The 16,175-nt window shown below is 70.8% G+C and carries 13 protein-coding genes; 12 read left to right on the forward strand and 1 reads right to left on the reverse strand.

Annotated features, from left to right (window positions below):
• The first annotated feature begins 10 nt into the window (after window positions 1-10).
• From LTL01_RS07270 to LTL01_RS07325, 12 genes are all read left to right on the forward strand, one after another.
• Window positions 11-1,537 carry an ABC transporter substrate-binding protein gene (locus LTL01_RS07270; protein WP_236967999.1) on the forward strand — a complete coding sequence of 509 codons (1,527 nt, stop codon included), beginning with the start codon at window positions 11-13 and terminating at the stop codon, window positions 1,535-1,537.
• 55 nt (window positions 1,538-1,592) lie between these two features.
• Window positions 1,593-2,534 (forward strand): ABC transporter permease, encoded by a 942-nt coding sequence (locus tag LTL01_RS07275; RefSeq protein ID WP_236968000.1) that lies wholly within the window; start codon window positions 1,593-1,595, stop codon window positions 2,532-2,534.
• Window positions 2,534-4,306 (forward strand): dipeptide/oligopeptide/nickel ABC transporter permease/ATP-binding protein, encoded by a 1,773-nt coding sequence (locus LTL01_RS07280; RefSeq protein WP_236968001.1) that lies wholly within the window; start codon window positions 2,534-2,536, stop codon window positions 4,304-4,306. The genes LTL01_RS07275 and LTL01_RS07280 overlap by 1 nt, the downstream gene beginning before the upstream one ends.
• Window positions 4,303-5,151: an ATP-binding cassette domain-containing protein gene (locus LTL01_RS07285; protein WP_236968002.1), complete on the forward strand. Its 849-nt coding sequence runs from the start codon at window positions 4,303-4,305 to the stop codon at window positions 5,149-5,151. Before LTL01_RS07280 ends, LTL01_RS07285 begins: the two co-directional genes overlap by 4 nt.
• The gene (locus LTL01_RS07290) at window positions 5,148-6,962 is read left to right on the forward strand and encodes a glycoside hydrolase family 3 protein (RefSeq protein WP_236968003.1); all 1,815 of its coding nucleotides are present in this window, start codon (window positions 5,148-5,150) and stop codon (window positions 6,960-6,962) included. The genes LTL01_RS07285 and LTL01_RS07290 overlap by 4 nt, the downstream gene beginning before the upstream one ends.
• Complete coding sequence (locus LTL01_RS07295; RefSeq protein ID WP_236968004.1) at window positions 6,959-9,736, forward strand: alpha-L-rhamnosidase; 2,778 nt, start codon at window positions 6,959-6,961, stop codon at window positions 9,734-9,736. The genes LTL01_RS07290 and LTL01_RS07295 overlap by 4 nt, the downstream gene beginning before the upstream one ends.
• A 239-nt stretch (window positions 9,737-9,975) precedes the next feature.
• Window positions 9,976-11,244, forward strand: a complete 1,269-nt coding sequence (locus LTL01_RS07300) for a glycoside hydrolase family 32 protein (protein WP_236968005.1) — start codon at window positions 9,976-9,978, stop codon at window positions 11,242-11,244.
• Complete coding sequence (locus tag LTL01_RS07305) at window positions 11,241-11,744, forward strand: hypothetical protein (RefSeq protein WP_236968006.1); 504 nt, start codon at window positions 11,241-11,243, stop codon at window positions 11,742-11,744. The genes LTL01_RS07300 and LTL01_RS07305 overlap by 4 nt, the downstream gene beginning before the upstream one ends.
• Before the next feature lie 222 nt (window positions 11,745-11,966).
• Window positions 11,967-12,917 (forward strand): diacylglycerol/lipid kinase family protein, encoded by a 951-nt coding sequence (locus tag LTL01_RS07310; protein WP_236968007.1) that lies wholly within the window; start codon window positions 11,967-11,969, stop codon window positions 12,915-12,917.
• A 191-nt stretch (window positions 12,918-13,108) separates the two neighbouring features.
• On the forward strand, window positions 13,109-13,537 hold the full coding sequence (locus tag LTL01_RS07315; protein WP_236968008.1) for a YdeI/OmpD-associated family protein: 429 nt from the start codon (window positions 13,109-13,111) through the stop codon (window positions 13,535-13,537).
• Window positions 13,538-13,690: 153 nt separating this feature from the next.
• Window positions 13,691-14,266: a TetR/AcrR family transcriptional regulator gene (locus LTL01_RS07320; protein ID WP_236968009.1), complete on the forward strand. Its 576-nt coding sequence runs from the start codon at window positions 13,691-13,693 to the stop codon at window positions 14,264-14,266.
• A 2-nt stretch (window positions 14,267-14,268) separates the two neighbouring features.
• A complete protein-coding gene (locus LTL01_RS07325; RefSeq protein WP_272877882.1) occupies window positions 14,269-15,462 on the forward strand; it encodes a glycosyltransferase in 1,194 nt (397 codons plus the stop codon).
• 108 nt (window positions 15,463-15,570) lie between these two features.
• On the opposite strand, the gene LTL01_RS07330 is transcribed toward LTL01_RS07325, so the two are convergent.
• Complete coding sequence (locus LTL01_RS07330) at window positions 15,571-16,113, reverse strand: cysteine hydrolase family protein (RefSeq protein WP_236968011.1); 543 nt, start codon at window positions 16,111-16,113, stop codon at window positions 15,571-15,573.
• Window positions 16,114-16,175 lie beyond the last annotated feature (62 nt).

Genomic DNA, 16,175 nt, shown 5'->3' on the forward strand with positions numbered 1-16,175 from the left:
AGGACGTGCGATGACGCACCGCAAGACCGCCCTCACCCTCGCCGCACTCGGCACCGTCTCCGCGCTGGCTCTCGCCGGCTGTTCCTCGACGCCGGGAGGTGGGGCCGACGACGCGGAGCTTCGTCTCGGAATGGTCACGCCGCTGACGTCCTTCGCCCCGTGGGAGGCGTCGTGGGCGAACCAGTCCCCGTATCTCCAAGCGGTCTACGACACGCTGCTGCGTGCCGAGCCGGACGGCACGGTCGTCCCCGGCCTCGCGAGCGAGTGGGTGTGGAATGACGAGCGCACCGAACTCACGCTCACGCTCCGCGAGGGTGTGGAGTTCAGCGACGGCGAGGCCCTGACCTCGGAGGTCGTCGCGGAGTCGCTCACGCGCTTCCGCGACGGAACCAGTGAGAACGCCGGCTTCCTCGCGGCGGTCGAGAGCGTCGAGACGCCCGACGCCGGCACCGTCGTCATCATCCTGTCCGAGCCCGATCCGGCGATGGAGACATATCTGACCCAGAACGCCGGACTCGTCGGCGGGTCGGCGATGTGGGATTCTCCGGACGCGCAGACGACGCCGATCGGCACAGGACCGTACACGCTGGACGCCTCGGGCACCGTCCCCGGTTCGACCTACGTCTTCGAGGCGAAGGAGGACTACTGGGATCCCGAGTCCGTGCACTATGACGAGATCATCATGAACGTCTACGGCGACGCGACGGCCCTCATGAACGCCGTCAAGGGCGGCCAGGTCGATGCGACGAACACCCAGACCCCCACCCAGATCCCGGAGGCCGAGGCGGCCGGGTACACGGCGAACCTCATCGAGCAGACCTGGACCGGATTCGTCCTCGCTGACCGCGACGGCACGCTCAATCCGGCGCTCGGAGACCCCCTGGTGCGTCAGGCGTTCAACCTGTCGCTCGATCGAGAGGGTCTCGTCCAGGCGCTCGCCGGGGGCTACGGCACCCCGACGACCCAGGTCTTCTCGACCACGTCCGGCGCGTACGTCGACGCGCTCGACGACGCCTACCCCTACGACCCCGAGCGCGCGCGGGAGCTGCTCGCCGAGGCGGGGTACCCCGACGGCGTGACGATCACGATGCCCTCGACCGACTTCGTGCCGGAATCGACCTTCGCGCTCTACTCCGAGCAGCTCGGCGAAGGCGGCTTCGACATCGTGTGGGAGATGTCCGGAGACGACTTCTTCGGACAGCTCCTCGGCGGCAGCTACGAGGCCTTCTCGATGCAGCTGCAGGTCGACCCGACGCCGTGGCAGACGATGCAGTTCTCGATGCTCCCCTGGTCGACGTGGAATCCCTTCCGCGTCGAGGACCCGCAGATCATGGAGTACATGACCGAGCTGCGCACCGCGGAGGGTGCCGAGGCCGAAGCGATCGGCGCCGAGCTCAACACCTACATCGTGGAGCAGGCCTGGTACGCACCGGTGTTCCGCAACCAGAGCGCCTTCCTCACGAACGCGGACACCGTCGTTGAGATGCAGAGCGACAACGCGGTGCCCTACCTCTGGAACATCACCCCCGCACAGTAGACCGCCCGCCGGAGCGGGAGGACGCACCTCCCGCTCCGGCCAACGGAAGACACCCATGATCCCGTACATTCTGCGCAGGCTCCTCGAGGGAGCAGTCACGGTCGTGACGCTCGCCGTCGCCGCCTTCTTCCTCCTCTACCTCGGTGCGCGCGACACCGCGCGCAACATCGTCGGTCAGACCGCATCACTGGAGATCGTCGCTCGCAAGGAGGCCGAGCTCGGACTCGACCGGCCGATCGCGGTGCAGTTCGCCGACTGGGCCGGATCCGCGCTGACCGGCGACTTCGGTCGCTCCTGGTTCACCGGCGAGCCGGTGGCGGATGCCGTCGTCGGGCGTTTGCCGGTCACCCTGTCGCTCACCATCGGTGCGGTGGTGCTCTCCGCGATCGTCGCCATCGTCATCGGTGCGCTCGCCGCCGGGCGCCGAGGAGCGGCCGATCGCTCGGTGCAGATCCTCTCCGTCGTCGGGGCTTCGATCCCCGGATTCCTCCTCGCGCTGATCCTGGTCGTGATCTTCGCGCTGAACCTCGGGTGGTTCCCGGCCACCGGCTACGTCCGGCCCGAGGCATCGGTGCTGGGGTGGCTCGCCACCATCACCCTCCCGGTCATCGCGCTGTCGGTCGGGGCGATCGCCGCCGTCGCCCAGCAGGTACGCGGCTCGATGATCGACGCGCTGCGTCTGGACTACGTCCGAACGCTCCGCGCCCGTGGGCTCCCGGACCGGCGCGTGGTCTATCGCCACGTCCTGCGCAACGCCGCAGGGCCCGCCCTCAGCATGCTCGGCCTGCAGTTCGTCATCATCTTCGGCGGCGCTGTCGTCGTCGAGCAGGTGTTCTCCCTCCCCGGCCTCGGGCAGTCCGCGATCTCGGCGACATCGCGGGGTGACGTTCCGCTCATCATGGGCGTCATCCTGGTCACCGCTGTGATCGTCGTGCTCGTCAACCTCGCCGTCGACCTCGCGCAGGCCTGGCTCAATCCGAAAGTGCGGCTCAGCTGATGACCACCACTTCCATCCCCACCCCGCCGGCGCCGCGCGGTTCGATCGCCGCCCGGATGCTGCGCAATCCGCTGGGCGTCATCGCGGCGAGCTTCCTGCTCCTCGTCCTCCTCGTGGCCGCGATCGGGCCCTTCCTGGTTCCGTTCGACCCGACGAAGTCGGTGCTCGCAAACGTGTTCCTCCCGCCGGGTACGGAATACCTCCTCGGTGGCGACAGTGCGGGCCGCGACGTCCTGTCTCGACTGGTCGTGGCCACCTCGGTCAGCCTTGCGGGCGCGACGATCACCGTCGTCGTCGCTGCCCTGCTCGGCATCCCCGCCGGTCTCATCGCCGGATACCGCGGCGGGTGGGCCGACTCGATCATCGCGTGGGCGGCGGGTCTCCTGCTCGCGCTGCCCGGGATCGTCGTGCTCCTCGCTGCGCGCGCGGTCATCGGCCCGTCGATGTGGACCATCATGGCGATCTTCGGCGTCATCGTCGCGCCCTCCTACTACCGCGTCGTCTTCAACGCCGTCCGCGCCGTGCGCGAAGAGCTGTACATCGATGCCGCGCGGGTCGCGGGTCTGAGTGACTGGCGCATTATCGGGCGCCATGTGCTCACCGCGGTGCGCGCCCCTGCCATCCTGCTGACGTCGGGTGTCTTCGCAGTCGGCATCGGCATCCAGGCCACCCTCGACTTCCTCGGTCTCGGGGATCCGTCGCTGCCGACCTGGGGAGGAATGCTCTCCGAGGGCTTCTACAACATCTTCCGCGCGCCGACCCTGCTCATCTGGCCGACCGTGGCGATCGCGCTGACCTGCATCGCCTTCACCCTGTTCGGCACGGCGCTGCGGGACGAGCTCGAACTCGCGGGCGACAAGGTCCGCCGCGCATCCGCGGGCTGGGTCGAACCGGATGCGCGACCGGAACCGCCGATCGTGCACGCCGAGAGCCCGGACACCGCGTCGGCGCCGCTACTCGACGTCAGCGACCTCTCCGTCGCCTACCCGGTGGAGGGCGGGTGGAAGACGGTGGTGGACGCGATCTCGCTGCGCATCCGCCCCGGCGAGGTGCACGCCCTGATCGGAGAGTCTGGGTCGGGCAAGACCCAGACCGCATGGTCGATCCTGGGCCTCCTCCCGCAGGGCGGCACCGTGGTCTCGGGCAGCATCGTGTTCGAGGACACCCAGCTGGCCGGTGCGGACGCGGCGACGCTCGCCGGCCTGCGCGGACACCGCATCGGGTATGTGCCGCAAGAGCCGTTGAGCAACCTCGACCCCTCGTACACCGTGGGGCATCAGCTCGTCGAGCCGATGCGGGTCGTTCTCGGACTTCCTCGTGGCGAGGCGAAGGCGCGTGCCCTGGAGCTGCTGCGCAAGGTCGGGATCCCCGACCCCGCGCGGACTTTCCGGGCCTATCCGCACGAGATATCCGGGGGGATGGCGCAGCGAGTGCTCATCGCCGGTGCGATCGCGTGCGAGCCTTCGCTCATCATCGCCGATGAGCCCACGACGGCGCTGGATGTGACGGTGCAGGCCGAGATCTTGGAACTCCTGCGCCATGCACAACGCGAGACCGGGGCGGCGATGCTCCTCGTCACCCACAACTTCGGCGTCGTCGCCGACCTCGCCGACCGCGTCTCGGTCATGCGCACCGGGACGATCGTCGAGACGGGGCCGGTCCTGGCGGTCTTCGACGAGCCTCGTCACCCGTACACCCGGGCTCTCTTCGGCGCCCTCCTCGACGATGCCCCGCCGCGCGAGGACCTGACCACCTCGGAGGTGTCGCGATGACCGCGTCCTCGTCGCTGCTCGAGATCGAGGATCTCGAGGTCACCTATGTCGCCCGTGGCCTCCGGTCACGCTCCTTCCGCGCGCTCGCGGGGGTGAGCCTGGATATCCGGCCGGGCGAGACGGTGGGACTGGTCGGCGAGTCCGGCTCGGGAAAGAGCACGCTCGGCCGCGCCATCCTCGGCCTCGCGCCCGTGACCGCCGGCGTCATCCGCTACCGCGATCGCGACATCGCGCACCTCGGGAGAAGGGAGCGGCGCGCGCTCTCGAGCGACATCCAGGTCATCTTCCAGGACCCGTATTCCTCGCTCAGCCCCTCCCTGACCGTGGGAGACACGCTCGCCGAGCCGCTGCGCGCGCAGGGGATGGCCGGCCGCGACGCCACGGCGCGGATCGCGGAGCTGCTCGATCTCGTCGGGATGCCGTCGGATTCGGTGCGACGGCTCCCCCGTGAGTTCAGCGGCGGACAGCGCCAGCGCGTGGCGATCGCTCGCGCTCTGGCGCTCGAACCGGCACTCATCGTGTGCGACGAGCCCGTCTCCGCACTCGACCTGACGACCCAGGCGCGCGTGCTGGACCTGCTGAAGGAGGTGCAGCAACGGACGGGTGTGGCGTATCTCTTCGTCTCGCACGATCTCAACGTCGTCCGGGTCATGAGCCACCGCGTTTCGGTGATGTACCGAGGAGAGATCGTCGAACACGGTCCGGCGGCGCAGGTCACGACCGCCCCGGCCCATCCCTACACCCAGCGCCTGCTGCTGGCTTCACCCGTGGCGGATCCCCGCGCGCAGGCCGAGCGCCGCGCCGAGTTCGCCCGCACCCGACCCCAGACGGAGAACGCCGCATGACCGGCACCACACTGAGCCCCGCCATCTCATCATCGACCGACATCGACGTGCGCGCACGCACGATCGTCGAGCGGATGACCGTGGCGGAGCGCGTCGGACTGCTGTTCCACCCCATGATCTTCGTGGGCTCGCCCGTCGAGGTCGACCAGCCGTCACCCCTCGGACCCTCGCTGCGCGAGCTGATCGTCGAGCGCGGCATCCGTTACTTCTGCCTCGGCGCGATTCCCCCGGTGGCGCATGTCCGCGAGGCGCTCGACGATCTCCAGGCACTCGCCCGGTCGACCGGGTCGCGATTGCCGATCGTCTTCTCCACCGACCCGCGTCACTCGTTCGTCCAGAACGACGGCGCGAGTCACCGGGCCGACGGCGTCTCGCAATGGCCGGAACCCATCGGGCTGGGCGCGATCGGCGACGAAGACCTCGTCCGACGCTTCGGCGAGGTCGTGCGTGCCGACTATCGGGCCCTCGGTATCCGGATGGCGCTGCACCCGCAGATCGACCTCGCCACGGAGCCGCGTTGGGCGCGCCAGGCGCAGAGTTTCGGGGCCGACCCCGAGCACAGCGCCCGTCTGGTCCGCGCGTACCTCGAGGGGCTGCAGGGGGCGCATCTCGGACCGGAGAGCATCGCCGCGACGACGAAGCACTTCCCCGGCGGTGGGCCGCAGAAGGACGGCGAGGATCCGCACTTCGTGTATGGCCGCGAGCAGGTGTATCCCGGCGGTCGGTTCGAGGATCACCTCGTTCCCTTCCGTGCCGCGATCGAGGCGGGAACGGCCGCGATCATGCCCTACTACGGCATGCCGGTCGGACTGGACCTGCATGGAGAGCGGATCGAAGAGGTCGGCTTCGCCTTCAACCGTCAGCTGATCACCGGGCTTCTGCGTGAGCGGCTCGGCTTCGACGGCGTCGTGCTCAGCGACTTCGGTCTCGTCACCGACGCGACCGTATTCGGCAAGCCGTTCCCCGCGCGGGCGTGGGGAGTGGAGCACCTGTCGCCGATCGAGCGCGTTCGGCGCCTCTTCGACGCCGGCGTCGACCAGCTCGGCGGGGAGAACGACCCGGCTCTGGTCTTGGAACTGATCGATCGCGGCGAGATCGACACGGCCCGCGTCGACGCGTCGGCGACGCGACTGGTGCGCCTCCAGCTGCAACTCGGTTTGCTGGATGAGCCGGATGGCGACGGGCGCGCGAAGGCGGAAGGCGATGCGGCTGCCGGGGGTGCGGATGGGTTCGTCGCTTCCCCCGAGCACATCGCGCTCGGGATCCGCGCGCAGTCGCAGGCCATGACGGTCCTCGCCGAGCGCGAGGGGATCCTGCCCCTCGGTCCGGAGCTCCGCGTGCACCTGCGCGACCTCGCGCCGGCCGCTGCCCCGGCGGGATGGCAGGTCGTTGCTCCCGAGGACGCGGAGATCGCCGTGGTTCGTGTGGGCGCGCCTTTCGAGCCCCGTGACACCTACTTCCTCGAGAGTTCGATGGAGCAGGGGTCGCTCGCGTTCGACACCACCGTCGTCGACGGCATCCGCGCGCTCGCCGAGCGGATGCCGGTGGTGCTCGTGGTCACGCTCAGTCGCCCCGCGATCCTCACCCCTCTCGCCGACACGGTCGCCGCTCTGGTCGGCGACTTCGGTGCCGGAGACGCCGCGGTGATCGCGGCGCTGACGGGCGAGGTCGAGCCGGTCGGACGCCTGCCGTTCGAGCTTCCGCGCAGCATGGACGCCGTCCGATGCAGCAGCCCCGACGTCCCCTCGGACACGGAGGACCCGCTCTTCCCGATCGGATGGAGCGCGCGCGGCGGGAGTGTGCGCTCGTGAGCGCGCGCGTGGCAGCGCTGCGGGCCGAGTATCGGCGCGACAGTCCGTTCGTGGCGGTCGCCGAGCCGCGGCTGAGCTGGATCGTCGATGCCGCGGATCAGCCCGGCTGGGAGCAGGGGGCTGCGGAGATCCGCCTCGACGGAAAGGCGACCGCGCGCCTCGAGGGTTCCGATCACGCGTTCGTCGCCTGGCCCTTCCCGCCGCTCATGCCGCGGTGCGTGCATCGTGTGGAGGTTCGCGTCTCGGACACCGTCGGAGAGTGGTCCGACTGGAGCGCGCCCCACGAGGTTCGCCTCGGGGCCCTCGCGCCCGGGGAATGGCGGGCGCAGTTCATCGGCCTCGCCGCCCCCGAGCGTCCGGCGCAGCCGGCGCTCCTGCGCCGGACGATCGAGGTCGGCGCCCCGGTTGCGCACGCGACCCTCTACGCCACCGCGCTCGGCGCCCTCTCGGTCTCGATCGACGGACGCGACATCGACGACACCGTGCTCTCGCCGGGATGGACGACGTATGGAGAGCGCATTCTGCACGACGCCGTCGACGTCACGGCGCTGCTCACCGCCGGCGCGCACGAGATCCGCATCGCGCTGACCGGAGCCTGGTACACCGAGGAGTACGGGTTCGGCGGTGAGGGCACGCGCATCTACGGCGAGCAGCCGGCCGCGGCGCTGCAGCTGCATGTGCACTACGCCGACGGATCCGAAGAGATCATCGTCACCGATGCCGGGTGGGAGGCGTCCGCCGGCGGTGAAGTCACGGCATCCGGTATCTACGCCGGGGAGACGATCGACCACCGGCGCCGTCCCGATGCGTGGGCTCCTGCCGCCGTCGTCGCGCACGATGTCGTCCCGGAGATGCGGGCGGCGGAGCCGGTGCGCCGCGTCGACGAGATCGCGGTGCAACAGGTGTTGCGCTCGCCGTCGGGGGCGGTGCTGCTGGACTTCGGACAGAACCTCGTCGGACGCCTGCGGGTGCGCGTCGCGGGGCCGGAGGGCACCGAGGTCGTGTTGCGGCACGCGGAGGTGCTCGAGGACGGCGAGCTCGGCATCCGCCCCCTCCGCCGCGCCGCCGCGACGGATCGGCTGATCCTCGCGGGCGGGGGCGCGGACGAGGTCTTCGAGCCGAGCGGGACGTTCCACGGATTCCGCTACGCGCAGGTGGACGGGTGGCCCGGAGAGGTCGATCCCGCCGCGATCACCGCCGTGGTGCTCCGTACGGACATGGTGCGCACGGCCTGGTTCGACAGCTCGCACGCGCTGCTGAACCGCCTGCACGAGAACGTCGTGTGGAGCATGAGCGGCAACTTCCTCTCCATCCCGACCGACTGCCCTCAGCGGGACGAGCGCATGGGCTGGACCGGTGACGCGCAGGTGTTCGCGCCGACGGCCGCGACGCTGTTCGACTGCGACGCGATGCTGGGGAGCTGGTTGCGCGACCTCGAGATCGCGCAGAACGCCCTGGGTGGTGTGGTTCCCTTCACGGTGCCGGACGCCCTCCGATTCCCCGTCGGGCCGACCGCGGCGTGGGGAGACGCTGCGACGATCGTCCCCTCCGTCCTCGCGGACCGCTTCGGCGACCGAGCGGTCATCGCCGGGCAGTACGACAGCATGCGCGCCTGGACCGATCGCCTGATCGCGGCGGCAGGACCCGATGGTGTGTGGCAGGGCGACTCGCAGCTGGGGGACTGGTTGGATCCCTCGGCGCCGCCCGACCAGCCCGGCGCATCCAAGGTCGACGCCGCAATCGTGGCTACCGCCTACCTCTTCCGCTCCGCGCAGCTCACCGCGCGGGCGGCACGCGAGCTCGGGCTCGTCGACGATGAGACCCGATACGCCGCGGCGGCCGAGCGAACGCGCGAGGGGTTCCTCCGGACGTTCGTCACCGCGGCGGGAAGGATGATGTCCGACGCGCCCACGGCGTACGCGCTCGCGCTGACGTTCGGAATCGTCGATGAGCCCGCGCTGCGCACAGCCCTGGGCGATCGATTGGCCGAGGTCACCCGGCGCGAAGCGTTCCACATCGCGACGGGATTCGTCGGCACCCCGCTCATCCTCGACGCGTTGACGGATGCCGGACACCTCGACGCGGCTGCCCGTCTGCTGCTGCAGGAGGAGTCGCCCTCGTGGTTGCACCCCGTGACGATGGGAGCCACCACGGTGTGGGAGCGGTGGGACTCGATGCTCGAGGACGGATCGATCAACCCCGGAGAGATGACTTCCTTCAACCACTACGCCCTCGGCGCGGTGGTGGACTGGTTCTACCGACGGCTGGTCGGCGTCGCCTCGACCGAACCCGGGTACCGCCGGATCAGGTTCGCACCGGTCTTCCTGCCCGGTATCGACCACGCCTCCGCGCGCATCGACACCGTCGCGGGCAGGGTCGCGGCCGGATGGAGGAGGACGGACGCGGGCATCGAGGTCTCGCTCGAGGTTCCGGCGCATTCCCGCGCCGAGCTCGATGTACCCGGCCTGCACGGCGAGGACATCGGGTCCGGTCAGCACACGTGGGTTGTGGCGAACGCCGGGGCTCCGGCATCCGGTCCCGAAGGAGGGTGGAACCTCGGCACGCCCGTGCGGGTCGTGGCCGATTCCGCAGCCGCCTACCGCGCGGTCATCGACACGCTGCGCGACGCCGACCCGGAGTTGGCGGCGCGCATCCGCAGCCGCACGGATTGGACGCTGCGGAGTCCTCTCGCCGCCGTGCTGTTCGACGTCCCCGGTCCCGTGATGGGGCAGATCGCCGGAGCCCTCGCTCGCCTGGGATCAGGGGGGCGCTGAGCGTGGCGGCGATGCCGACGCCCAGAACGACGCCGATCTTGGTGACGGGGTGCACGATGCGGACGCTCATCCACCCACGCTAGGTCGGCGCTGCGCGGACGACTACCCCGAGACCGCGTGAAGAACGCGGGGAAATCGACACCAAGAGCCGGTTCAGGAGCGGAAAGTGTCGAAATCTCCCCGGCGTTTGACCGGGACGGCGGCTGGCGCGAACGCCCGGCGGCCCGGAGGATGGTCTGATGCGCCCCACCCTGCACTTCACCGCGAGCACCGGCTGGATCAACGACCCGCACGGCATCACGTTCCGGAACGGGCGGTACGAGGCGTTCTACCAGTACGTGCCCGGCAGCACCGCGTGGGCGCCGGGCTGCCACTGGGGTCACGCGAGCGGGCCCGACCTGCTGTCGCTCGCCGAGGGGCCGATCGCCCTCGCTCCGGGCGACGGCGACGGCGGAATCTGGACCGGCTGCATCGTCATGACGGAGGACCCCGCCGACACCGTCGCGTTCTACACCGCGACGTCCGAGCCGAACTTCGCGATCGGGCGCGTGCGCGCGGCGTACCCCCTCGACGAGGGCTGGACGCACTGGCGGAAGGGTGAGGTCGTCGTCGAGGCGCCCCCCGGTGTCGACCTGACCTCGTTCCGCGACCCCGTGGTGCGCCGCGAGGGCGAGGGGTGGCGCATGTTCCTCGGGGGTGAGCACCGCGAGGGCATCGCGATGGCCCTCTCGTGGACGTCTCCCGACCTCCGCACCTGGACCTACGACGGCGTGACGCTCGAGCGCTCGCGCGACGAGACCGACCCGGTCTGGATGGGGGCGCTGTGGGAGTGCCCGCAGTTCGTCACCATCGACGGCGTCGAGGTCATGGTCTCTTCGGTGTGGGACGACGACGTCCTGCACTACGCCGGGTACGCCACCGGCACCTACGCCGACGGTCGCTTCGCGGCGGGATCCTGGGGGCGCCTCACCTACGGCGAGGGCTACTACGCCCCGTCGCTCTTCATCGACGCGGAGGGGATGCCGTGCCTGGTGTTCTGGATCCGCGGCATCTCCGACGAAGCGGCCGGCTGGGCGGGCGCGCACAGCGTCCCCTTCCGGCTCTCGGTCCCGGACGGGCGCCCCGACGGCGCCCTCATCGCGACGCCGCACCCGGATGTCGACGCGCACCGCGGACCGCTCGCCGCCGACGGCGCGGTGGACGGACTCGCCGCCGACATCGTCTGGGACCGCGCGGACGGGGAACTCACCGTCGTCTCCGCCGCGGAGGTCATCGTCTCCGTGACCCGGATCCCGGATGCCGTCGTGGTCCGCATCGGAGATGCGACGTCGACGGTCCCCGCCGCCGGGACCGTGCGGGTGATCCTCGACGGTCCCGTCCTCGAGCTCGCATCCGACGCCGGGCTGTACGCCGCCGCGATCGCTCCCCGGGGTGCCGACCTCCGGGTCACGGCATCCGCCGGCGAACTCGCCGTCTACCCCCTGACGGCCGGACGGAGCGACCGATGACCCGCGCGGACGACACCCTCTCGACGACGCCGCTCGTCAGCGGCGCACCCGTGATCGCGCAGATCCGGACGCTGCTGTGGACGGCCTTCCTGGCATCGATCCTCTCCTCGGTGCTCACCGTGGCGTCGAAGGCCGGGTGCTCGCCCGGCCGTGATGCGTCGGGCCGCATGGTGGACGGGAACGGCACGGCCACCGATCTCGAGCCGGTGTGCACGCAGATGACCCTCGCGCCGAGTCCACTCGTCTTCCTCTTCTTCATCGGTGCCGTCCTGTGGGCGATCCGCCGGGTGCTGCGGCGGTCGCCGAACGATGTCGACGCGATCCGCACGCTCCGCCGGACGGCACGGACGATCGTCATCGTCGCCGCGGTGGCGGTCGTCGTCGCGCAGGTCTGGTTCTGGGTGCTGCCGCTGTACGGGATCGACGGCCAGGGAACCTACGTCTTCCCCTTCCCGTTCGGGTCGGTCGACGTCGTCACCACGCCGATGCCGACGTCCTGACCGGTCAGCTGCGGGCGCTGACGAGGAAGCGGATGAACACCGCGATCCAGCCGAAGATCAGGGCGAACACGACGATCTCGAACGTGCCGACTACCTCGTCACCGATGAGGAGCCCAGCGAGGAGCTGGCGGAGGAGCTGCAGAACGCCGGAGTGACCGTACTCACTCCGTGAGCGAGGCGCATCCCCCTCTCTCTCCGCCGTCGGGCGTGCATGATGGTCCCATGAGTGCGCGCATCGCCGTCGTGTGGAACCCGTCCAAGACCGAGAAGGACGTCCTCGCCGACGCCCTGGCGGAGGTGCAGGAGAAGGCGGGCACCGTCGGTGACGCCGAGGTGTCCTGGTTCGAGACCACCGTCGACGACCCCGGTCAGGGTGCCACCACCCAGGCGCTGGCCGCCGGAGCCGACCTCATCCTCGTCGCCGGCGGTGATGGGACGGTGCGCGCTGTGGCCGAGGCGCTCGCCGATGCGAAGGCGGACGCCGACCTCGGCATCGTTCCCCTCGGCACCGGGAACCTCCTCGCCCGGAACCTCGGCGTCCCGATCAACGACGTGCCCGCCGCGGTCGAGCGGGCCCTTTCGGGCGACGCGCTGCCGGTCGACGTGGGCTGGGTCGACGTCGACCTGGAGAACGGGCGGGAGCGGCACGCGTTTGTCGTGATGATCGGCTTCGGCATCGACGCGCACATGATCGCCGAGACGAACGAGGACCTCAAGGCCCGGGCCGGGTGGCTGGCGTACGTCGAGTCGCTCGGGCGTGCGCTGACCGCGAGCGACATCGTCCCGTTCCACCTCGCCGCCGACGACCTCCCCGGTCGCGACGAGGAGGGGCACACGCTCCTGATCGCCAACTGCGGCACCCTGCAGGGCGGTCTCACCCTCATGCCGGATGCCGATCCCTCCGACGGCGAGCTCGACTACCTGCTGCTCAGCGCCGAGGGGCTCGGCGAATGGCTCGGGACGCTGAAGACCATGGTGTGGGACAACGGTCTCGGGCGTCTGATCGGCAACAAGGACGAAGCGACGAACTCGGACGCCGTCACCCACGGCCGGGCCCGCCGCATCCGGGTGACCCTGCCCGACCCGCGCGAGTTCGAGATCGACGGTGAGGGCATCGGCAAGACCGGCGAGTTCGAGGTCACCCTGCAGCCGGGCGCCATCCGCGTGCGCTGACCGCGGGCGCGGCATCCGCCGGTCTCAGCGGTTCGGTGTCCGTCACCCCAGTTCGCGCCGGCGACGTCGAGAACGCGGGAGATCCGGAGCCTTGGTGGCCGCGCGGGCCTGGTCCGTGCGCGTTCGTCCCGCGTTCTCGACGCGTCGACGGCGCCCTCGACGGGATGTCGCGGCTCTGGCACACTCGCCGCATGCGGTTCGAGACGACGCTGTCGCAGATGGGCAACAACACCGGCATCGTGGTGCCGTCCGAGATCGTGGAGGCGCTCGGCGGCGGCAAGCGGGCCGCGGTGACGGTCACCGTCAACGGGTTCACCTATCGGAGCACCCTCGCGGTGATGGGCGGTCGGCACCTCCTGCCGTTCTCGTCCGACAAGCGCGCCGCGACGGGACTCGCCGGCGGCGACCCGATCGTCGTGGACCTGGAGCTCGATACTGCCCCGCGGACCGTCGAGGTTCCGGACGACCTCGCCGCCGCGCTCGCCGAAGCGGGCGTCGCCGCGGCTTTCGACGCCCTGGCGCCGAGCGCGAGGAAGGCGCACGTCACGAACGTCGAGGGCGCGAAAGCGCCGGAGACCCGCGCGCGCCGCATCTCCGCGATCGTCGCGAAGCTCAGCTGACCGACTCCGCGTGAAAGCGTGGGGAGATTCGGGCGTGTCGGGGCGCTTCCGGGGGTGGAAACGTTGATTCGTCCCCGGCGTTTGACGTGAACGTCCGGTCACCGCATGCGCCCGCGCTTGCGCGGCTCTGTACGGTCGTACAGGATGCTGTACATGCGTACAGTAGCTTCCACAGACCCGCTCGCCGACCGCACGGCGCGCGCCCGGATCGTCGACGCCGCGTTCGCGTGCTTCACCACCGCGGGGTACGCGTCGGCGTCCGTGCGGCAGATTGCTGCGGCGGCGGGCGTGAGTGCGGCTCTGCTGACGCACCACTTCGGCTCGAAGGCCGCGCTGCGTGAGGAATGCGATGCGCGCGTCGAGTCGGCGATCAGCGCGAAACTGGCCGGCGACCGTGAGTCGCTCGACGCCGTCATCGACACGTACGGGCCCTACCTCGCGGCGACCCTCGACGACGACACCGACAGTGCGCGGCGGCTGTTCGCGCGCCTCGTCGCCCTCGCGCGCGCCGCGATCGACGACGCCGGCAGCGGCATCCGACCCGCCGAGGATCGCAACGGCCAGGCCGTTGCCCTGGTCGTCCTGGCCCTCGCGCCGTTCGCGTGGCGGCGCCGTTTGGACGAGTGGGCGGAGGGAACGGATGCCGGGATCCGCCGGATCGCGGGGCCCCTCGCCGAGGTCTTCACTCGAGGGTTCATGGTGGACGACAGGCTGGAGGGCGCGCGATGAGGATGCTGCTGGTGACGGCGGGATCCCGCGGCGATGTCGAGCCGTTCGTCGCTCTGGCCCGGGCCGCGCAACGCGCCGGGCACACGGTGCGCGTCGTCGCGCCCGACAACTCCGGCGTGGCGGCCGACGGTGTCGACGTCGCGAGTCTCGGCGTCGACTACTCGCACCTCATCCAGGCTCAGGGGGTGTCGATCCGCGCCGCGATCGCGAACTATCGTCGCGCGGTGAAGCCCGCGATGCGGAAGGTGATCGTCGAGCCCGCCCGCATCGCCCGGGACTTCCGACCCGACGTCGTCGTCGCCCACCCCAAGGTGCTCTCGGCGCCGCTGATCGGCGAGGCGCTCGGCATCCCGCACGTGCTGGTCGAGATGGTCCCCGCCGTCACGGCGACGCGCGCGTTCGCGGCCGCCGGCACCGTCAGTGCCGACCTCGGCCCGCTCAATCGGCTCACCTACCGTGCTGCGTCCGGCGCCGCTGCGCTCTTCCGTCGCGACCTGCAGGAGGCGACGGGAGTCCTCGGGATCCGGATGCCGCGGCACGCGACCCCGCCGGCGGCGACGCTGCTCCCGATCAGCCCCGCCCTCCTCCCGCGCCCGGTCGACTGGCCCACCTCGATCCACCTCACGGGGCCCTGGCGCGACGCGGCCGCGGCATCCGTTCACCTCCCCGCGGAGATCGCCGACTTCGCCGAAGCGGGGCCGTTCGTCTACGCGGGATTCGGCTCGATGGCCGCCGGCGACCCTCGGAAGCGGGGGCAGATCGTCGTGGAGGCCGCGCGCCGTGCCGGCCATCGCCTCCTCATCGCGACGGGACTCGGAGGGCTTGCCGTCGCCGACGACCTGCGGGGCGACGATCTTCTCGTCGTCGACACCGTGCCGCACGACCTCGTGCTCCCGCGCGCGGTCGCGGCGATCCATCACGGCGGGATCGGCACGGTGCAGGCGGCGCTCCGCGCGGGGACCGTGTCGATCGTGGTCCCGTTCATCGCCGATCAGCCGTTCTGGGGTGCCGTGCTGCGCCGTCGGGCTCTCGGTCCCGCGGCGATCCCCGCGCGCCGGCTGACCGCCGACCGGCTCGCGGACGCGCTCGCCGCGGCCCCGCGATACGCCGCCGCGGTCGCGGAGGTCGCCGCGCGGATGCCGCACGATCGCGGAACGGATGCCGCCCTCGAGGCCATCGCGAAGCTCCGCGACTGATTCCGCGTGAAAACGCGGGGAAATTCGGGCGTCCTGAGGGGCGGGGGAGGCCGAAAAGGTCGATTCGTCCCGCGTTCTTGACACGGCGACCGCCCGCCGACCGCCCGACTAGGCGACGAGCTCGCGCACGGGGGTCATCGTGGCGTAGCTGTCGGCGAGAGCGGCCATGAACGCCGCATGCACCTGACGACCCGGCACTGTTTCGCCCTCGAAGGTGAGATCGGGTGCGGCGCACGCGTCGTGCGCGACGGTGACGACGTACCCGAGGTCGGCGGCGGCGCGGACGGTCGCATCGACGCAGAGGCTGGACATCATGCCGCAGACGACGAGCTCGCGGGTGTCGAGCCGCGTCAGGATGCCGTCGAGCGGGGTGTCGCGGAAGGCGTTCGGATGCTCCTTGATGATGACGGTCTCCTCGCCGCGCGGGGCGACGAGCGGATGGATCTCGGAGCCGGCGGTGTCGGGCCGCATGAAGGCGGCATCCGGTCCTTCCCACACGTGCCGGACGTGCACGACCGGAGCACCGCGATCGCGCCACCCGGCGAGGAGCTCGCCCGCGCGTGCGGCGGCGTCGTCCGCCCCGACAAGGGGGAAGGCGTAACCGGGGAAGTAGTCGTTCTGGATGTCGACGATGACGAGTGTGGCGACCATCTTCCGAGCCTATGACTTGACTGTGTTCTGAGAACACGGTGTCCACTGAGGGGTTCCTGCGC

This window comes from Microbacterium aurantiacum, from assembly GCF_021654035.1.
In the GTDB taxonomy this organism is placed as follows: Bacteria; Actinomycetota; Actinomycetes; order Actinomycetales; family Microbacteriaceae; genus Microbacterium; species Microbacterium aurantiacum.

Coding starts and splice junctions, on each gene's coding strand:
- LTL01_RS07270 (WP_236967999.1), top strand. CDS start 11: ATGACGCACCGCAAGACCGCCCTCACCCTCGCCGCACTCGGCACCGTC.
- LTL01_RS07275 (WP_236968000.1), top strand. CDS start 1,593: ATGATCCCGTACATTCTGCGCAGGCTCCTCGAGGGAGCAGTCACGGTC.
- LTL01_RS07280 (WP_236968001.1), top strand. CDS start 2,534: ATGACCACCACTTCCATCCCCACCCCGCCGGCGCCGCGCGGTTCGATC.
- LTL01_RS07285 (WP_236968002.1), top strand. CDS start 4,303: ATGACCGCGTCCTCGTCGCTGCTCGAGATCGAGGATCTCGAGGTCACC.
- LTL01_RS07290 (WP_236968003.1), top strand. CDS start 5,148: ATGACCGGCACCACACTGAGCCCCGCCATCTCATCATCGACCGACATC.
- LTL01_RS07300 (WP_236968005.1), top strand. CDS start 9,976: ATGCGCCCCACCCTGCACTTCACCGCGAGCACCGGCTGGATCAACGAC.
- LTL01_RS07305 (WP_236968006.1), top strand. CDS start 11,241: ATGACCCGCGCGGACGACACCCTCTCGACGACGCCGCTCGTCAGCGGC.
- LTL01_RS07310 (WP_236968007.1), top strand. CDS start 11,967: ATGAGTGCGCGCATCGCCGTCGTGTGGAACCCGTCCAAGACCGAGAAG.
- LTL01_RS07315 (WP_236968008.1), top strand. CDS start 13,109: ATGCGGTTCGAGACGACGCTGTCGCAGATGGGCAACAACACCGGCATC.
- LTL01_RS07320 (WP_236968009.1), top strand. CDS start 13,691: ATGCGTACAGTAGCTTCCACAGACCCGCTCGCCGACCGCACGGCGCGC.
- LTL01_RS07325 (WP_272877882.1), top strand. CDS start 14,269: ATGCTGCTGGTGACGGCGGGATCCCGCGGCGATGTCGAGCCGTTCGTC.
- LTL01_RS07330 (WP_236968011.1), bottom strand. CDS start 16,113: ATGGTCGCCACACTCGTCATCGTCGACATCCAGAACGACTACTTCCCC.